16 protein-coding genes are annotated in these 19233 nt (G+C 61.4%); 10 read left to right on the top strand and 6 right to left on the bottom strand.

Translation table 11 applies throughout. The features are described 5' to 3' along the window. Positions 1–136 precede the first annotated feature (136 nt). The gene (locus I5961_RS25925; protein ID WP_085609066.1) at positions 137–583 is read left to right on the top strand and encodes a response regulator; all 447 of its coding nucleotides are present in this window, start codon (positions 137–139) and stop codon (positions 581–583) included. Between the two features lie 70 nt (positions 584–653). Here the strand turns inward: I5961_RS25925 and I5961_RS25920 are convergent, their stop codons facing one another. Next, positions 654–2831, bottom strand: a complete 2178-nt coding sequence (locus tag I5961_RS25920; protein ID WP_227233716.1) for a malate synthase G — start codon at positions 2829–2831, stop codon at positions 654–656. A gap of 452 nt (positions 2832–3283) precedes the next feature. On the opposite strand from I5961_RS25920, the gene I5961_RS25915 reads away from it, so the two are divergent. Beyond that, the gene (locus tag I5961_RS25915; protein WP_007959830.1) at positions 3284–3802 is read left to right on the top strand and encodes a glycine cleavage system protein R; all 519 of its coding nucleotides are present in this window, start codon (positions 3284–3286) and stop codon (positions 3800–3802) included. Between the two features lie 223 nt (positions 3803–4025). On the opposite strand, the gene rarD is transcribed toward I5961_RS25915, so the two are convergent. The 5 genes from rarD to I5961_RS25890 all read right to left on the bottom strand — a co-directional run bounded on the left by rarD (position 4026) and on the right by I5961_RS25890 (position 9599). Next, positions 4026–4913, bottom strand: a complete 888-nt coding sequence (rarD, locus tag I5961_RS25910) for an EamA family transporter RarD (protein ID WP_085697746.1) — start codon at positions 4911–4913, stop codon at positions 4026–4028. A 66-nt stretch (positions 4914–4979) separates the two neighbouring features. Further along, the gene (locus I5961_RS25905; RefSeq protein ID WP_227233715.1) at positions 4980–5954 is read right to left on the bottom strand and encodes a serine/threonine protein kinase; all 975 of its coding nucleotides are present in this window, start codon (positions 5952–5954) and stop codon (positions 4980–4982) included. A 116-nt stretch (positions 5955–6070) separates the two neighbouring features. Further along, a complete protein-coding gene (locus I5961_RS25900) occupies positions 6071–7972 on the bottom strand; it encodes a PhoX family protein (protein WP_085697744.1) in 1902 nt (633 codons plus the stop codon). 68 nt (positions 7973–8040) lie between these two features. Then, positions 8041–8805 (bottom strand): TOBE domain-containing protein, encoded by a 765-nt coding sequence (locus I5961_RS25895; protein ID WP_085697743.1) that lies wholly within the window; start codon positions 8803–8805, stop codon positions 8041–8043. 56 nt (positions 8806–8861) lie between these two features. Further along, positions 8862–9599, bottom strand: a complete 738-nt coding sequence (locus I5961_RS25890; RefSeq protein WP_227233713.1) for a ComF family protein — start codon at positions 9597–9599, stop codon at positions 8862–8864. A gap of 91 nt (positions 9600–9690) precedes the next feature. Here I5961_RS25890 and bioB point away from each other — a divergent pair, with 91 nt between their 5' ends. From bioB to I5961_RS25850, 8 genes are all read left to right on the top strand, one after another. Beyond that, a complete protein-coding gene (bioB, locus tag I5961_RS25885; RefSeq protein WP_007959840.1) occupies positions 9691–10746 on the top strand; it encodes a biotin synthase BioB in 1056 nt (351 codons plus the stop codon). Positions 10747–10907: 161 nt separating this feature from the next. Then, positions 10908–12086, top strand: a complete 1179-nt coding sequence (gene bioF, locus I5961_RS25880) for an 8-amino-7-oxononanoate synthase (RefSeq protein ID WP_227233711.1) — start codon at positions 10908–10910, stop codon at positions 12084–12086. After that, complete coding sequence (locus I5961_RS25875) at positions 12079–12810, top strand: alpha/beta fold hydrolase (RefSeq protein WP_227233710.1); 732 nt, start codon at positions 12079–12081, stop codon at positions 12808–12810. Before bioF ends, I5961_RS25875 begins: the two co-directional genes overlap by 8 nt. Further along, positions 12803–13609, top strand: a complete 807-nt coding sequence (bioC, locus tag I5961_RS25870; RefSeq protein WP_227233708.1) for a malonyl-ACP O-methyltransferase BioC — start codon at positions 12803–12805, stop codon at positions 13607–13609. Before I5961_RS25875 ends, bioC begins: the two co-directional genes overlap by 8 nt. Continuing rightward, complete coding sequence (gene bioD / locus I5961_RS25865) at positions 13606–14286, top strand: dethiobiotin synthase (protein WP_085697738.1); 681 nt, start codon at positions 13606–13608, stop codon at positions 14284–14286. The genes bioC and bioD overlap by 4 nt, the downstream gene beginning before the upstream one ends. 106 nt (positions 14287–14392) lie before the next feature. Continuing rightward, on the top strand, positions 14393–14689 hold the full coding sequence (locus I5961_RS25860) for a pyrroloquinoline quinone biosynthesis protein PqqE (RefSeq protein ID WP_085697737.1): 297 nt from the start codon (positions 14393–14395) through the stop codon (positions 14687–14689). 275 nt (positions 14690–14964) lie between these two features. Continuing rightward, positions 14965–16770, top strand: a complete 1806-nt coding sequence (locus I5961_RS25855) for a phenylacyl-CoA dehydrogenase (RefSeq protein WP_074692190.1) — start codon at positions 14965–14967, stop codon at positions 16768–16770. Positions 16771–17031: 261 nt separating this feature from the next. Further along, on the top strand, positions 17032–19146 hold the full coding sequence (locus tag I5961_RS25850) for a cytochrome-c peroxidase (protein ID WP_085702846.1): 2115 nt from the start codon (positions 17032–17034) through the stop codon (positions 19144–19146). Positions 19147–19233 lie beyond the last annotated feature (87 nt).

Raw genomic sequence — 19233 nt, 5'->3', positions numbered from 1 at the left:
TATGCCCTACAAAATCAGTCGGAAATTCTTCGGTTCGCCCCTTGGAAAAAAATCCGACGAAGTGCACATTTAAGCTCTGCCCAGCGATGTCTGACCACTGTGCCAGGGGATCGATTTTGAAAACGTAGAGAACGCCATGTCCGACCACGATATTTTGAGCGACGCCGAGCGCGAAGCACTCAGCGCCGTCATGCTGGAACCCGATCTGCCGCCGCAGCGGGTACTGATCGTCGACGACGACAAGGATGCCCGCGAGTTGTTGTCGGAGATCCTGGCACTGGATGGCATTCGCTGCCTGACTGCGGCCAGCGGCGAGTCCGCACTGAAGATGCTTGAAGAAAAACCTTCCATTGGCCTGGTAATCACTGATCTGCGGATGGGCAATGTCGGTGGGCTGGACTTGATTCGGCAAGTGCGTGAATCGGTACGGGCAGCGATGCCGATCATCATCGTCTCGGGCGATGCGGACGTGAAGGATGCGATTGCGGCGATGCATTTGAGCGTGGTGGACTTTCTGCTCAAGCCGATCGATACGGCCAAGTTGCTTGGACTGGTCAGGCATGAGCTGGGCATCGAGCCTTAGCCAGTGCGGCGCAAACAAAAAAGCCCTGATCGAAAGATCAGGGCTTTTTCATTTCCGGCATCAGCGCAGGTTACAGGCCGTTGGCAGCCTTGAACTCGCGACGACGACGGTGCAGGACCGGCTCGGTGTAGCCGTTCGGCTGTTTGGTGCCCTCGATCACCAGTTCGACCGCCGCCTGGAAGGCGATGTTGCTGTCGAAGTTCGGGGCCAGCGGACGGTACAGCGGGTCGTTGGCGTTCTGACGGTCCACCACCGGCGCCATGCGCTTGAGGCTTTCCATCACTTGCGCTTCGGTCACGATGCCGTGGCGCAGCCAGTTGGCAATGTGCTGGCTGGAGATACGCAGCGTCGCACGGTCTTCCATCAGGCCGACGTCGTTGATGTCCGGCACTTTCGAGCAACCCACGCCCTGGTCGATCCAGCGCACCACGTAACCGAGAATGCCCTGGGCGTTGTTGTCCAGTTCGTTCTTGATCTGCTCCGGAGTCCAGTTCGGGTTGACCGCCAGCGGAATGGTCAGGATGTCATCGACCGAAGCGCGGGCACGTTTGGCCAGCTCGGCCTGACGGGCGAACACGTCGACTTTGTGGTAGTGCAGCGCGTGCAGCGCAGCGGCGGTCGGCGATGGAACCCAGGCAGTGTTGGCGCCGGCCATCGGGTGAGCGATTTTCTGTTCCAGCATCGCTGCCATCAGATCGGGCATCGCCCACATGCCTTTACCGATTTGTGCACGACCTTGCAGGCCGGTGCTCAGACCGATATCGACGTTCCAGTTCTCGTAGGCGCCGATCCACTTCTCGGCCTTCATGTCAGCCTTGCGCACCATCGGGCCGGCTTCCATGGAGGTGTGGATTTCGTCGCCGGTGCGGTCGAGGAAACCGGTATTGATGAACACCACACGCTCGCTGGCCGCCTGGATGCAGGCCTTGAGGTTGACCGTGGTGCGGCGTTCCTCGTCCATGATCCCGACTTTCAGGGTGTTGCGCTTGAGGCCCAGCACGTCTTCGATGCGACCGAACAGCTCGTTGGTGAACGCCGCTTCTTCCGGGCCGTGCATCTTCGGTTTAACGATGTAGACCGAACCGGTGCGGGTGTTCTTGCGCGAAGTGTTGCCATTGAGGTTGTGCATCGCCGCCAGGCAAGTCACCAGACCGTCGAGGATGCCTTCCGGCACTTCGTTGCCGTGCTTGTCGAGGATCGCGTCGATGGTCATCAGGTGGCCGACGTTGCGCACGAACAACAGCGAGCGGCCGTGCAGGGTCAGTTCGCTGCCGTCGACCTTGGTGTAGGTGCGATCCGGGTTCATGGTGCGGGTGAAGGTCTGGCCGCCCTTGGTGACGGATTCCGCCAGGTCGCCCTTCATCAGGCCCAGCCAGTTGCGGTAGATCACCACCTTGTCGTCGGCATCGACGGCAGCCACGGAGTCTTCGCAGTCCATGATGGTGGTCAGTGCCGCTTCCATCAGGATGTCTTTGACGCCGGCGGCATCGGTCTGGCCGACCGGGGTGCTGGCATCGATCTGGATTTCGAAATGCAGGCCATTGTTCTTCAGCAGGATCGCGATCGGCGCATTGGCGTCGCCCTGGAAGCCGATCAGCTGTGCGTCGTTGCGCAGGCCGCTGGTGCTGCCGCCCTTGAGGGTGACGACCAGTTTGCCGTCAGCGATCTTGTAGCCGGTGGAGTCGACGTGGGAGCCGGTCGCCAGTGGCGCGGCTTCGTCGAGGAACGCACGGGCGAAGGCGATGACTTTGTCGCCACGCACCTTGTTGTAGCCTTTGCCTTTTTCCGCGCCGCCGGCTTCGCTGATGGCGTCGGTGCCATACAGGGCGTCGTACAGCGAACCCCAGCGGGCGTTCGAGGCGTTGAGGGCGAAGCGGGCGTTCATCACCGGAACCACGAGTTGCGGGCCGGCGGTACGGGCGATTTCGTCATCGACGTTTTGCGTCGTTGCCTGGAAATCAGCCGCTTCTGGCAGCAGATAACCGATCTCTTGGAGGAAGGCTTTATAGGCCACGGCGTCGTGCGGCTGACCGGCACGGCTCTGGTGCCAGCCATCGATACGAGCCTGGAAGTCATCGCGTTTGGCGAGTAGGGCTTTGTTCTTCGGCGCCAGGTCGTGAATGACCTTGTCGGCACCTTCCCAGAATTTTTCGGCGGTGAGGCCGGTACCGGGAATGGCTTCGTTGTTCACGAAGTCGAACAGGACTTTGGCGACCTGCAGGCCACCGACTTGAACGTGTTCAGTCATTGCTTGCCTCACTCTGCTCAGCTATTTCGCTTTTCAGCTCTTCAATTTAACAATGAAGCCTCTGGCCATTTAAACCACAAACCCCTCGACCAGTACATGCCATCGCTGGCGGCTGGGTTGGGACCAATCAACGGCTTGGGGCCTTGCTGACGGGGCTTTCAGGGTTGCGAACGTGCCTTGGGCAGACATCGATCCAGCGTTATGTAGTGCGCGCTGCGGCATACTACATGATGAGTTGCGGTTGTGAAAATCAGACTAATTACGTCGTTCTGCGACCCCATGACGCATTGCGGTCACGGCGCGGAACGGGATGTTCTCAAAAAACCAATGGATTGTTCCAGCTAAATATAAAAAGTTGTACACGATTTGTGATTTCGAGCGTCTGAGGCGTCTGTCGAACGCTTGCCTATACTTGCTTTTCTATAACAAAAGTCATGACAGAGGGCTGCGCCATGGATCACCTCGTACTCACCGTTTTCGCACCGGACAAGCCCGGGCAGGTCGAGCGCATCGCCCAATGCATCGCCGAACACGGCGGTAACTGGCTGGAAAGCCGCATGTCGCGGATGGCCGGGCAGTTCGCCGGGATTCTGCGGGTGGGAGTGCCGGCAGAGGCTTACGACGAATTAGTCGATGCCCTACAAGCTTTGTCGGCGCAGGGCATTCGCGTGCTGGTGGCCGAAAGCGGTATCGAGCAGGCCTGCACCTGGAAACCGATCGCCATGGAACTGGTGGGCAATGATCGTCCGGGCATCGTGCGCGACATTACCCGGTTGCTGAGCGAGCAGGGCGTCAACCTCGAACGACTGGTGACTGAAGTGCGCCCGGCGCCGATGAGCAGCGAACCGCTGTTCCACGCCGAGGCGATTCTCGCGGTGCCGCTGACCCTGTCGCTGGATGTTCTGCAATCGCGGCTGGAAACCCTGGCCGATGACTTGATGGTGGAACTGGTGCTGCGCACCGATCCGTGAGCGCGGGAAGGGTTATCCAGTTTTAGCGTGCACCTGCCTGTGGATAACCTGTAGAGACCGCGCGTCAGGCCACGTCAGCCGTGGCTTGGCGAGGACTGATCAAAAAACCGCCAACATTCAGTGACTTGCGCACAAACGGCGGGGATCACGCTGTGGATAACCTTGGGAAGGAACGATACAGGCCACGAGAACCGTGGCCTGTGGAGGTTTGTACGTTTTTTGATCAGCTGCGCCGGCGCAGGCTCATCCACGCATCGACGCTGTACACCGCAAGGCCGGCCCAGATAAACATGAAGGCGATCAGCGTGCTGGACGACAGGTGTTCGCCGAACAGCAATACGGCTTGCAGCAGTACCAACGTCGGCGCCAGGTATTGCAGGAAACCGAGGGTGGTGTAGGGCAGGTGCCGTGCCGCTGCGTTGAAGCACACCAGCGGCACCAGCGTCACCGGGCCGGCCGCCACCAGCCACCAGGCTTCGGATGTAGTCCAGAACTCGGCCTGGGCGCTGGTTGCGGTCGGGTTGAACAGCAGCCACGCGAGGGCGATCGGCACCAGCATCCAGGTTTCGACCACCAGCCCCGGCAGCGCCTTGACCGGTGCCTGCTTGCGGATCAGCCCATAGAAACCAAAAGTCAGCGCCAGCACCAGCGACACCCACGGCAGACTTCCCACCTGCCAGACCTGCTGAGCCACGCCGACCGTTGCCAGACCGACCGCCAGCCACTGCATGCGCCGCAGGCGTTCGCCCAGAATCAGCATGCCCAGCAACACATTCACCAGCGGGTTGATGTAGTAACCGAGGCTCGCTTCCAGCATCCGGCCGTTGTTCACCGACCAGACGTAGGTCAGCCAGTTGGCCGCGATCAAGGTGCCGCTGAGCGCGAGAATCGCCAGGCGTTTCGGGTTGTCGCGCAGTTCCTGCCACCAGCCGGGATGCTTCCACACCATCAACAGCAGCGCGCCGAACAGCGCCGACCACAGCACCCGGTGAATGATGATTTCCACTGCCGGCACTTCGGCGATGGCTTTGAAGTAGAGCGGGAACAATCCCCAGATGATGTAGGCACTGAGGCCCAGAATGTACCCGCGACGCGGGTTGGCGGCTTGCATGCAGAGTCCTTGCTTAGGCAGCTAACAAAGCAGCGATTGTACGGGCAGTTGTATAGACGTGTCGTGTCAGAAAAGCTTCAACGGCTCCTCGTTCAGCGCCGACAGTTGCTCACGCAACGCCAATACCTGATCGCCCCAATACCGCTCGCTGCCGAACCATGGAAAGCTGCGAGGGAACGCCGGATCGTCCCAGCGCCGTGCCAGCCAGGCGCTGTAATGCATCAGGCGCAAGGCGCGCAGCGGTTCGATCAGCGCCAGTTCGCGCGGGTCGAAGTCATGAAATTCGTTGTAGCCGTCCATCAATTCCGACAACTGTCCCAGACAATCCTGACGATCGCCGGCGAGCATCATCCAGATGTCCTGCACCGCCGGGCCCATGCGGCAGTCGTCAAGGTCGACGATGTGGAATATCTCGTCGCGGCACATCATGTTGCCGGGGTGGCAGTCGCCATGCATGCGGATGTTCCGGTGCGGGGTGTTGGCGTAGACGTCCTCCACACGCTTGAGCAGGTCGCGGGCGACGGACTCGTAGGCCGGCAGCAGACTCCTGGGGATGAAGTTGCCTTCCAGCAACGTGGTCAGCGAGTCATGGCCGAAGTTCTGCACGGCCAACGCTTCGCGGTACTCGAACGGTTGGGTCCCGCCGACTGCGTGCATGCGCCCGAGCAACTGGCCGAGGCGATACAGCTGATCGAGATTGCCCGGCTCCGGCGCCCGGCCGCCGCGACGGGGAAACAGGGTAAAACGAAAGCCGGCGTGTTCGTGCAGGGTTTTACCGTTATGGATCAATGGCGCCACCACCGGGATTTCTACATCGGCCAGTTCGAAGGTGAACTGGTGCTCTTCCAGAATCGCTTCGTTGGTCCAGCGCTGCGGGCGATAGAACTTGGCGATCAGCGGTTCGGAGTCTTCGATGCCGACCTGATAGACGCGGTTTTCGTAACTGTTGAGCGCCAGAATGCGCGCGTCGCTCAGGAAACCGATGCTTTCGACGGCATCGAGCACGAGGTCTGGGGTGAGGGTTTCAAACGGGTGGGCCATGCTGACTCCTGCGCGCAGCAGGCTGCTGCGTCCGGCTCGGCATGGTAGCGCAGACGGGCTGTCTTGAGTGGGATCGTTCCCGTGCAGCGCACGGGAACGATCAGAACGTCGCCCGATCAGGCGCCGACGATCCCGCCATCCTCACGGGTAATTGCCATCACCGACGAGCGCGGCTTGCCGTTCGGCAAATGCTCGGGGAAGGTCGAACCGCCGTTCTCGCCCGGGTGCTGAATCCCGACGAACAGGGTTTTCTGATCCGGCGAGAAGCTGATCCCGGTGACTTCGCAACCGATCGGTCCGACCATGAACCGGCGAATCTCACCGGTCGCAGGATCGGCGCAGAGCATCTGGTTGTTGCCCATCCCGGCGAAATCACCGGTGTTGCTCGAGTCGCCGTCGGTAAGAATCCACAGTCGGCCAGCCTTGTCGAAACCGAGACCGTCGGGGCTGTTGAACATGTTTTGCGGAGTGATATTCGACGAGCCGCCCTTCGGTGTACCGGCGTGCACGCTCGGGTTGCCGGCCACCACGAACAGATCCCAGGCGAAGGTTTTCGAACCGTGATCGTCGCGGTCGGTGCGCCAGCGCAGGATCTGCCCATAGACGTTCTTCTCGCGCGGGTTCGGCCCGCCCACCGGTTGCCCGTCCTCGCCGCGTTTGGCGTTGTTGGTCAGGGTGCAATAAACCTGGCCGTCTTTCGGGCTGACCACGATCCATTCCGGACGGTCCATGCGCGTGGCGCCGACCACGCTGGCGGCGAGACGCGCGTGAATCAGCACTTCGGCCTGATCGGCGAAACCGCTGCTGGCGTCGATGCCGTTCTTGCCGTGGGTCAGCTCGATCCACTGGCCCTGGCCTTTCGGGTGATCCGGATTGCCGTCGCCGGCATCGAACCTGGCCACATACAGCGTGCCGTGATCGAGGATGTCGCGGTTGGCCTTGGCGTTGCGATGATTGATCTTGTCGCGGCTGACGAATTTGTAGATGAACTCGCCGCGTTCGTCGTCGCCCATGTAGACCACGGCGCGACCGTCGTCGGTCTCGGCCAGTGCGGCGTTTTCATGTTTGAAGCGACCGAGGGCGGTGCGTTTGACCGGGGTCGATTGCGGGTCGAACGGGTCGATTTCCACGACCCAGCCGTGACGGTTCAGCTCGTTCGGGTTCTTCGCCAGGTCGAAGCGCGGATCGAATGGATGCCAGTTGATCTCGCGGCTGGCGGCTGTCACACCGTAGCGTTTCTGCGCCGGGTCGAACTGCTGCTGGGCGTTGCTGCTGCCGAAGCAGTCGGTGAAGTTCTCTTCGCAGGTCAGGTAAGTGCCCCACGGCGTCTTGCCGTTGGCGCAGTTCTGGAAGGTGCCGAGGACTTTCTTGCCATGCTTGTCGGCGCTGGTTTTCATCAGCTCGTGGCCGGCGGCCGGGCCGCTGATCCGCAGCGGCGAGTTACCGTGAATCCGCCGGTTGTAGCGCGAGCCCTGAACGAACTGCCATTGGCCGTTCTTGCGCTGGACTTCGATTACCGACACACCTTCGCAGGCCAGGGCCTTGCGCACGTCCTCGGCCGATTGCGGCAGGCCGCCGTGCGGATAGAGGTAGCGGTAGTTGGTGTATTCATTGTTGATCGCCATCAACGCGCGGTTTTTCTCGCCCGGGAATTCGAACAGGCTCATGCCGTCGTTGTTGTCGCCGAACTGCACTTCCTGCGCAGCCGCGGTGCCATTGCCGCTCGGGTCGAAGGCCGGGCCGTTCTTGTGCAGTGGCTGGCCCCAGCTGATCAGCACCGACGACTTGTAGCCCTTGGGCAGGCTGATAGTGTCGGTGGTGGCGGCCGGAATGCTGTCGAAACCGAGCAAACGGCTGTTGCCGGCGCTGACACTGGCGGCCAGTACGCTGCGACTCAGCAGGTTGCCGCCGAGGAACATCGCCGCGCCACACAGCGCGCCAGCGCTGATGAAACCGCGACGGCTCAGGCCGACCATTTTTTCCAGGTCTGTGGATTGGTTTTCTTCTAATAGGCTCACATCAGGCTCCCTGCATGGTTTTGGCAGCCACCTTAATGCGGGTCGATGACGCTTTCGTTGCAGCGCTGTCAGAGCGGTGTGCCCAGCAGCACATTCGACGGAGAAAACTGCACCTGCACCGGTTGCTCGAGCTTCAGACCACGGCTGCGCAAGTCCAGCGGTTCGGCCAGCGCGCAAAGGGTCTGGCCATTGGGCAGGGCGATGCGTACTTCGCTGGGGCCGTCTTCGGCGTCGAGAATCGCCTCGATCCGACCGTTCAAAAGGTTGTGTCCGACGGCAGGCGTGGCCTCGGGCGCGAGCAGTTCGAGCCAGCCGGCCTTGATCAGCGCCACCACTTCCGTGCCCGGTTGCAGCTCCAGGTGCACAGTGCTGTCGTGGGTGATCTGCGCGTCGATCGACAGACCTTCGGCCAGCTCAAGGCGGATCAGATCGTTGCGGCCCTGACCTTCGATCTGCACGACTTTGCCGTGCAGTTGATTGCGCGCGCTGGTCCTGAGCATCAGCCGACCGAGCAGGTCCAGATCGCTGGCATCCTCGGCGGCTTCAAGTACCTGGGCCTGCAAGGCTTGCAGCTTCTGATAGAGGCGCAGCACTCGCTCGCCCTCGCTCGACAGTTTGGCGCCACCTCCGCCCTTGCCGCCGACCGCGCGCTCGACCAGAGGCTTTTGCGCGAGGTTGTTCAGCTCATCGATGGCATCCCACGCCGCCTTGTAACTCAGGCCGGCGCTTTTCGCGGCGCGGGTGATCGAACCCTGCTCGGCGATGTGTTGCAGCAAGGCGATGCGCTGCGGACGGCGGACGATGTGCTGGGACAACAGGGTGGGCAAGGACATGGCGGACGCTTTGCTGAAGGGTTGAGGGAGGACGTTGGCGGCTCGAGGCGTATCCGTCAAGCCGGGTCGCCGGGTTTTGGCGTGCGGGCCAGGCAGTACACATCCACCCGCGCGGCGCCGGCGTTCATCAGCAAACGGGCCAGCGCCTGGGCGGTGGCGCCAGTGGTCAGCACGTCGTCGACCAGGGCCAGGTGCCGGCCTTTCACCTGGGCATCGGGACTGAGGGCGAAGGCGTGTCGCAGATTGCTTTTACGTGCCTTGGCATTGAGGGCTTGCTGGGCGTCGGTATCCTGCACGCGCAAAAGGTTGTGCTCCTCGCAAGGCAGGTCGAGTGACTTGCCCAGCCACTGCGCCAGCATCGCCGCTTGATTGAAGCCGCGCTGGCGCAGGCGTTTCGGTGCCAGCGGCACCGGCAGCAGGGCGTCCGGGCGAGGCAGGTCTTCCTCGAAGCGATGTTGCAGGAACTCGCCGAGAACGTCGGCGAGCAAGTGGCCAAGCGGCCATTTGCCGTTGTGCTTGAAGCGGGTGATCAGCGTGTCCATGGGAAAGCTGTAAGTCCATGGCACGGCGACTTGTTCAAAGGCCGGTGGATCCTGCAGGCAGGCACCACAGGTCAGGCTGGCGGCGAGGGGCAGGGCGCAGGTCACGCATTGATCGCCCAGCCACGGCAGATCGGTTTCACAGGCAGTGCAGATCGGGATTTGCCCGTCTGCCGGTTCGTCACACAATAAACAGTGTTGTTTGTTTTTTAACCAGATGTAAACCGGCCTTTTGTAGTGTGGTTGACAGTGCATGACTCTTCCTTAAATATGCCGAACATCCGTGTCGTGCCTGTGGGTATTCCGTTTCCCCAGGCGCCAGCCAAGCATAACCAAGGAAACGCCCATGAGCGCCAGCACCACTGCCACCCTGCGTCACGACTGGACTTTGGCCGAAGTCAAAGCACTCTTCGTTCAGCCATTCAACGACTTGCTGTTCCAGGCGCAGACGGTGCACCGCGCGCATTTCGACGCCAACCGCGTCCAGGTTTCCACCCTGTTGTCGATCAAGACCGGCGCCTGTCCGGAAGATTGCAAATATTGTCCGCAGTCCGGTCACTACAACACCGGGCTGGAAAAAGAAAAGTTGATGGAAGTGCAGAAAGTCCTCGAAGAGGCTGCCCGCGCCAAAGCTATCGGCTCAACCCGCTTCTGCATGGGCGCGGCGTGGAAACACCCGTCGGCCAAGGACATGCCTTACGTACTGAAGATGGTCGAAGGCGTGAAGGCCATGGGCCTGGAAACCTGCATGACCCTCGGTCGTCTCGATCAGGATCAGACCGAAGCGCTGGCCAAGGCCGGGCTCGACTACTACAACCACAACCTCGACACCTCGCCGGAGTTCTACGGCAGCATCATCACCACCCGCACTTACAGCGAGCGCCTGCAAACCCTGGCGTACGTGCGCGATGCGGGGATGAAGATCTGCTCCGGCGGCATTCTCGGCATGGGCGAGTCCCTCGATGACCGCGCGAACCTGCTGATCCAGTTGGCCAACCTGCCGGAGCACCCGGAATCGGTGCCGATCAACATGCTGGTGAAAGTCGCCGGCACGCCGCTGGAAAACGCCGACGACGTCGATCCGTTCGATTTCATCCGCATGCTCGCCGTGGCGCGCATCCTGATGCCGCAATCTCACGTGCGCCTGTCCGCCGGCCGCGAAGCAATGAACGAGCAGATGCAGGCCCTGGCGTTTTTCGCCGGCGCCAACTCGATCTTCTACGGCGACAAACTGCTGACCACCGCCAACCCGCAGGCCGACAAGGACATGCAGCTGTTTGCGCGTCTGGGCATTCAGCCGGAAGCCCGCGAAGAGCATGCCGACGAAGTGCATCAGGCCGCCATCGAGCAGGCGCTGGTGGAGCAGAAGAGCAGCGAGCAGTTCTATAACGCGGCGGTGTAAAAACCTGCGCGGATTCCTCTGAAGGAATGCAAACCCCTGTGGGAGCGAGCTTGCTCGCGATAGCGGTGCTTCAGTCGACATTGATGTCGGATGTGAAGGCCTCCTCGCGAGCAGGCCCGCTCCCACAAGGGGATCTGTGTCACTTGAATGTCGAGGCCTGCATGTCTTTCGATCTCGCCGCACGCCTTGCTGCCCGTCGTGCCGAAAATCTTTATCGCCAGCGCCCATTGCTTGAAAGCCCACAAGGGCCGCAAGTGGTGGTCGACGGTCAGCCGTTGCTGGCGTTCTGCAACAACGATTACCTGGGCCTGGCCAATCACCCGCAAGTGATCGAAGCCTGGCGCGCCGGTGCTGAGCGCTGGGGTGTCGGCGGCGGCGCATCGCATCTGGTGATTGGCCACAGCGGCCCGCATCACGCTTTGGAAGAAGCTCTCGCCGACCTCACCGGACGGCCTCGCGCGCTGTTGTTCACCACCGGTTACATGGCCAACCTCGGCGCGGTCACCGCATTGGTCGGGCAGGGCGATACGGTGCTGGAAGACCGGCTCAATCATGCCTCGTTGCTGGATGCCGGATTGTTGTCCGGCGCGCGCTTCAATCGTTATCTGCACAACGACGCCGACAGTCTGGCCAAGCGTCTGGAGAAAGCCACCGGCAATACGCTGGTGGTCACTGACGGCGTGTTCAGCATGGACGGCGACCTTGCCGATCTGCCGGCCCTGGCCCGGGAAACCAAGGCCAAAGGCGCGTGGTTGATGGTCGATGACGCCCACGGCTTCGGTCCTTTGGGCGCGAATGGTGGCGGGATCGTCGAGCATTTCGGTTTGAGCCAGGAGGATGTGCCGGTATTGGTCGGGACTCTTGGCAAAGCGTTCGGCACGGCGGGTGCGTTCGTCGCGGGCAGTGAAGAGCTGATCGAAAGCCTGATCCAGTTCGCCCGTCCGTACATCTACACCACCAGCCAGCCGCCGGCGCTGGCCTGTGCAACATTGAAAAGTCTGGAACTGCTGCGCAGCGAACACTGGCGTCGCGAGCATCTGCGCACGCTGATCCGCCAGTTCCGCCACGGCGCCGAGCAGATTGGTCTGGAACTGATGGACAGCTTCACGCCGATCCAGCCGATCCTGATCGGCGATGCCGGTCGCGCCGTGCGTCTGTCGCAGATGCTGCGCGAGCGTGGGCTGATGGTCACTGCGATCCGCCCGCCGACCGTGCCCGCCGGCAGTGCGCGGTTGCGGGTGACGCTGACCGCGGCCCACAGCGAGGCGCAGGTGCAGCTATTGTTGGAAGGACTGGCCGATTGCTTTGCCAAACTCAAGTCGGAGCCAAGCTATGCGTGATCGTCTGATTCTGCTACCGGGTTGGGGGCTCGGCGTTTCGCCGCTGGAGCCGCTGGCCGCTGCGTTGCGTGGACTCGATGAACACCTGCAGGTCGACATCGAACCGTTGCCGGAGCTGGATTCCAGCGATCTGCAAGACTGGCTCGACGAACTCGATGAGCGCATCCCCGAAGATGCCTGGCTCGGCGGCTGGTCGCTGGGCGGCATGCTCGCTTCGGAGCTGGCGGCGCGGCGTGGCGAACATTGCTGCGGCTTGCTGACCCTGGCGAGTAATCCTTCGTTTGTCGCTCATGAACAGTGGCCTTGTGCGATGTCCGGCGAGACCTTCGATGCGTTTCTTGCCGGTTGCAGCGCTGATCCGCGGACGACCCTGAAGCGATTCTCTTTGCTCTGCGCCCAAGGCGCGCAAGATGCGCGCGGCTTGTCGCGGTTGTTGCTCGGCGGCGCGCCGAATACCTCGCCGGCCGCTTTGATGGCGGGTCTGGAATTGTTGGCGCAGATCGATACGCGGGAAGCCTTGCAGGCGTTTCGTGGCCCGCAACTGCATTTGTTTGGTGGGCTGGACGGGTTGGTGCCGGCGGAGTCTGCGGGCGAGTTGTTCGCGTTGCTGGCGGATGTCGAAGTGGGTCTGATCGAGCAGGCCAGCCATGCGTTTCTTCTGGAGGACCCCCACGGTGTGGCGGGTGCGATCCAGGCGTTTTTAAGTGAGTGTGGTGATGACTGATTTGTCTGTTGCTGCGTTGCCCGGCGGCTTGCCTGACAAGCGCCAGGTCGCGGCTTCTTTTTCTCGCGCGGCAGCCAGCTATGACAGCGTCGCCGAGTTGCAGCGCGATGTCGGTACACAGTTGATAAATCGCTTGCCGGTGTGTTTTCGGTCGTCACGCTGGCTGGATCTCGGCTGTGGCACAGGGTATTTCACACGGGCGCTGGCCGAGCGATTTGGTGAGGGGCTGGCGCTGGATATCGCTGAGGGCATGCTCAATCACGCCCGGCCGTTGGGCGGCGCCACGCACTTCATCGCTGGCGATGCCGAGCGTTTGCCGTTGCAGGATTCAACGTGTGATCTGATCTTCTCCAGCCTCGCCGTGCAATGGTGCGCGGACTTTGAAGCGGTGCTCGGCGAAGCGTTTCGAGTGCTGAAACCTGGGGGGATTTTCGCGTTTGCTAGTCTTTGTGCAGGGACGCTGTACGAACTGCGCGACAGTTGGCGTCAGGTTGACGGCCTGGTGCACGTCAACCGTTTCCGCGAGTTCGCACGTTATGAGCAATTGTGCGCGGCCAGTGGCTTGCGCAGTGTTTGTCTGGAGAACCGGCCGCATGTGCTGCATTACCTGGATGTGCGCAGCCTGACTCATGAACTCAAGGCCTTGGGCGCGCATAACCTGAACCCCGGTCGGCCGGGCGGATTGACCGGGCGGGCGCGGATTCTGGGCTTGGTCGAGGCTTACGAGCAGTTCCGCCAGCCTGCGGGACTGCCGGCGACCTATCAGGTGGTCTACGCCGTGTTGGAGAAACCCTTATGAGCGCAGCCTATTTCATCACCGGAACCGACACCGACGTTGGCAAGACCACCGTGGCCGCCGGGTTGCTGCACGCTGCGCGGTCGGCGGGGCTGAGTACGGCGGCGGGCAAACCGGTGGCGTCCGGTTGTGTAGTGACGCCCAAAGGTTTGCGCAACTCCGATGCGCTGGCGTTGCAGGCCGAATGCTCGTTGCCGCTGACGTATCAACAGGTCAACCCGGTGGCGTTCGAGCCGGCGATCGCGCCGCATCTGGCAGCGCGTGAGGCCGGTGTGGCGCTGACCGTGCAATCGTTGCTGGCGCCGATGCGCGAGATTCTGGCTATGAACGCCGACTTCACGCTGATCGAAGGCGCGGGCGGTTGGCGGGTGCCGTTGGCGGATCAGGACAATCTCTCGGATCTGGCCATCGCGCTGAAGCTGCCGGTGATTCTGGTGGTCGGTGTGCGTCTGGGATGCATCAGCCATGCATTGCTGACTGCCGAGGCGATTGCCCGGGACGGCCTGCAACTGGCCGGTTGGGTGGCGAACATCATTGATCCGAAGACGTCGCGGCTTGAAGAAAACCTCGCGACACTCGCCGAGCGAATTCCGGCGCCGTGCCTGGGGCGAGTGCCGAAACTCAAGGCGGTCAGCGCCGAAGCGGTTGCCGATCACTTGCAACTGGATCTGCTCGACTGATTTTGGCTATGGCAAGGCACTGTGCCATTAGTGTTTTTGACGGGTGTTTTTCTGGCGCCTCTGGTTCAATGGCACCCATTGATCCTTCCCAAGGATGAGAGCTCCCATGGAAATCTCTGGAAACACAGCTTTTTATGCAGGTCTGAGCACCATTCAGACCGGACAGAACCGCGTCGACCAGGCCGCCAGCCAGATCGCCAGCAGCACCATCGAGCGTTCGGTCACCAGTCAGTCTTCGGAGGTGCAGGTCGATCGTCTGCGTTCTGTGGACCGCGCCCAGCAATCGGACCTGGCCAGCAACATGGTCGAGATGGCCCAAGGCAAGTTTCAAGCGGAACTGGGTGTGAAAGTCGCCAAGGCTTCCGACGAAGTGCTCGGTACGATCATCGATACCTTCGCCTGATTTTCTGACCTGCGCTTTGCCAGACGCCGCGACTGTTCGCGGCGTTTTTCGTTGTAAGTCCTTCTCCCTCAACTAATCTTTTTTCAGTGCACATGCCTCGGTCGGGCGCATGTCGTATTGCTCTGTCCGGCGTTTGGAAAATGTGATGACGAATGGCAAAAGAACGACGCTTGACAAGATTTCGGCGTAAACGTATGTTTCAAACAACTGTTTGACCGTCACAACAAATCAACGCGGTCGTTCATTCCCGGTTACATCAGCAGAGGTTTATCGCTATGCCTGACTACAAGGCCCCCTTGCGTGATATTCGCTTCGTTCGTGACGAACTGCTCGGCTACGAAGCGCACTATCAGAGCCTTCCAGCGTGCGCAGAAGCAACGCCGGACATGGTTGACGCCATTCTCGAAGAGGGCGCCAAGTTTTGTGAGCAGGTGCTGGCACCGCTGAACCGCGTGGGTGACACCGAAGGCTGCACCTGGAGCGAGTCTGGCGTGAAAACCCCGACCGGCTTCAAAGAGGCCTACAAGCAATTCGTGGAAGGTGGCTGGCCAAGCCTGGCCCATGACGTCGAGCACGGCGGTCAGGGCCTGCCTGAGTCGTTGGGTCTGGCCGTCAGCGAGATGGTCGGCGAAGCCAACTGGTCGTGGGGCATGTACCCTGGCCTGTCGCATGGCGCGATGAACACCATCTCCGAACACGGCACCCCAGAGCAGCAAGAAGCCTATCTGACCAAACTGGTCTCCGGCGAATGGACCGGCACCATGTGCCTGACCGAACCGCACTGCGGCACAGACCTGGGCATGCTGCGCACCAAGGCCGAACCTCAGGCCGACGGTTCCTACAAAGTCTCCGGTACCAAGATCTTCATCTCGGCCGGTGAACACGACATGGCCGACAACATCGTCCACATCGTGCTGGCCCGCCTGCCGGACGCACCGGCCGGCACCAAAGGCATCTCGCTGTTCATCGTTCCCAAGTTCCTGCCGAACGCCGACGGCACCGTCGGTGCACGCAATGCTGTGACCTGCGGTTCGATCGAACACAAGATGGGCATCCACGGCAATGCGACCTGCGTGATGAACTTCGACGGCGCGACCGGTTTCCTGATCGGCCCGGCGAACAAAGGCCTGAACTGCATGTTCACCTTCATGAACACCGCACGTCTGGGTACCGCGCTGCAAGGTCTGGCCCACGCCGAAATCGGCTTCCAGGGCGGCTTGAAATACGCTCGCGATCGTCTGCAAATGCGTTCCCTGACTGGCCCGAAAGCGCCGGACAAAGCGGCTGACCCGATCATCGTTCACCCGGACGTACGCCGCATGCTGTTGACCATGAAGGCATTCGCCGAAGGCAACCGTGCGATGGTGTACTTCACCGCCAAACAGGTCGACATCGTCAAATACGGCGTGGACGAAGAAGAGAAGAAGAAAGCCGACGCACTGCTGGCCTTCATGACTCCGATCGCCAAAGCGTTCATGACCGAAGTCGGTTTCGAATCCGCCAACCACGGCGTACAGATCTACGGCGGCCACGGCTTCATCGCCGAGTGGGGCATGGAGCAGAACGTTCGCGACAGCCGCATTTCGATGCTGTACGAAGGCACCACCGGCATCCAGGCACTCGACCTGCTGGGCCGTAAGGTGCTGATGACTCAGGGCGAGGCTTTGAAGGGCTTCACCAAGATCGTCCACAAGTTCTGCCAGAACAACGAAGGCAACGAAGCCGTCAAAGAATTCGTCGCACCGTTGGCTGCACTGAACAAAGAGTGGGGCGAGCTGACCATGAAGGTCGGTATGGCCGCCATGAAAGATCGCGAAGAAGTCGGCGCGGCCTCCGTGGACTACCTGATGTACTCCGGTTACGCCTGCCTGGCCTACTTCTGGGCTGACATGGCGCGTCTGGCTGCTGAAAAACTGGCTGCCGGTACCACCGACGAGGCGTTCTACACCGCCAAGCTGCAAACCGCGCGCTTCTACTTCCAGCGCATCCTGCCGCGTACCCGTACACACGTGGCCACCATGCTGTCGGGCGCCAACAACCTGATGGACATGAAAGAAGAAGACTTCGCACTGGGCTACTAAGCCTTAACGCAGTCCTTCAAAAAACCGCTGCTCCTTCGGGGGCAGCGGTTTTTTTTGTACCCGGATTTCCCCAATCCCGGGGCTCATTCCCCAGCATGGATAAGGGCGCTGCTCAGCCGAACCCTTGCGCTTATTGATTCAAAATGTTTCCAGAAGAGTGGCCAATTAATTGCACCGCCCGATTTACCGGTGCTTATCAGAACTGCCTGCTCAAAGAAGCAAGACGCCCGGCACTTAACAACAACAGTCAGGGTGAAGCCTATGAACATCAGTCGACTCGCTCGTTTGACCTTTTGGTTACCCGTCGCGCTGGCAGTCCACAGCGCATGGGCCGCCGACCCCGCCGAAGTCGATCCTCCCGTGCCGGAGGTTCCCTCGCTGCAATCGTTGCGCGGAATGGTGCCCCCCGATCCGTCCGGGACCGAGGGCGGACGCAAGGTCGACCTGATGACCGACTACGTGCTCAATCGCCAGGCCGCGATCCTGCTGGGCAAGGCGCTGTTCTGGGACATGGAGATCGGCAGCGATGGCGCCACCGCCTGCGCCTCCTGCCACTACCACGCCGGCGTCGATCACCGCATCACCAACCAGCTCAACCCCGGCCAGGCACACACCAACGCCAACGTCGCGTCGATCTTCAACAAGCCGTTTGTGGCCTCGGACATTCCGGGTGACGTGGCGTCCTACGCAACGTTGTCCGGCGGCAAGGGTGGCCCGAACTACACGCTGAAGAAAACCGACTTCCCGACTCACGTGCTGAGCAATCCGCTGGAGCGCAACTCGCCCATCGTGTACTCGACGGACGATGTGGTCGGCTCGCAAGGCGTGTTCGACGCCAACTTCGTCAAACCCAATCAGGCGCGTTTCGACAAATGCACTCAGCAGCCGGACGGTATTTTCCAGGTCGGTGGCATCAACGTTCGCCGCAGCACCGGGCGCAATGCGCCGTCGGTGATCAATGCCGCGTTCAACGTGCGCAACTTCTGGGACGGTCGGGCCAACAACGTGTTCAACGGCTTCTCGCCGTTCGGCAATCGCGATCCGGATGCCGGGATCTACGTGACCAGCGAGCGCAGCACAATCGCGACCAAAGTGCGGCTGGCGCTCAACGATGCGTCAGCCGCCTCGCAAGCGGTCGGCCCGCCCGGTAGCCCGGTGGAAATGTCCTGCGGCGGTCGCACCTTTGCCGACATCGGCCGCAGGATGCTCGACACGTTGATGCTCAAGCAGCAACGGATCTCATCCACCGATTCGGTACTGGGTCCTGTGTCCGGCGCACGACGGCCGACCTATCGCGAGCTGATCAAGAACGCCTTCCAGCCCCGGCTGTGGAACGCCACGCAAAACGTTCTGGTGGGCGGTGCGCCGTACACCCAGATGGAGGCCAACTTCCCGCTGTTCTTCGGCCTGGCGATCCAGATGTATGAGGCGACGCTGGTGTCCGATCAGGCGCCGATCGACGCCTACCTGCAAGGCGATCACACCGCGATGAACGCGCAACAGGTCGAGGGCATGAATCTGTTTCTCGGCAAGGGTAAATGCGTCAATTGCCACGGCGGTCCGGAGCTGACCAACGCCGCCAGCCGCCTGCTGATGCATCCGCGCGAACGCATCGAACGGATGGTGATGGCCGACAACCTGACCACTCTCTACGACAACGGCTTCTACAACACCGGCGTGCGTCCGACCTCGGAAGACCTGGCCCTCGGGGGCGCGGATGCGTGGGGCAACCCGTGGTCGTTCACTCGGCAGTACAACACGGTGTTGCAGGGCGGAAAATCGGCCGATCCGCTGGACGTCGATGTCTGCACGTTCGAGGCGCCGTTGAGCGCGGCCATTCCATGCGATGCCACGCTCAAGCCGAATGTCGGTTTCCGCGATTCGGTCGACGGCGCGTTCAAGACCCCGACTCTGCGCAACATCGCGCTGACCGGGCCGTACTTCCACAACGGCAGCCGCTCGACGCTCAAACAGGTGATGGAGTTCTACAACCGTGGCGGGGACCGGCGCGGGGAAGACGCCAACAACACCAGCGGCTTCGAGCATCCGGCGGTGAACCAGCACAACACTTCCAACCTCGACCCGGACATGACGGCGCTGAACCTGACGCCCGATGAAATCGATGCGCTGGTGAAATTCATGGAAGTCGGCTTGACCGATCCGCGCGTGGCCTGGGAGCGAGCACCGTTCGATCATCCGTCGCTGGTGATCCCGCAAGGCCATATCGGCGATGAAAATGCCGTGACCCAGCGCCCGGCCAGTCCGAAAGTCACCACCCGTCAGGCGATGGACGCATCGCTCAATCTCAAGCCTTACGGTGCTGAAGGCAGGCCCGCGTCCGAAGGGCCATTACAGCCGTTCTACAACGATCTCTGAAAGAAAAACAGACCATGGCCATCAAGAATGATGGCCATGGTGGCCGTCTAGCGGCCATTCCGCAAAAAACCTTACTGAATCCCTCAG

The sequence above is a fragment of the Pseudomonas sp. IAC-BECa141 genome, from assembly GCF_020544405.1.
Lineage (GTDB): Bacteria > Pseudomonadota > Gammaproteobacteria > Pseudomonadales > Pseudomonadaceae > Aquipseudomonas.
The sequence above is the reverse complement of the archived record's forward strand: the minus strand, read 5'-3'. Positions and strand labels throughout refer to the sequence as shown.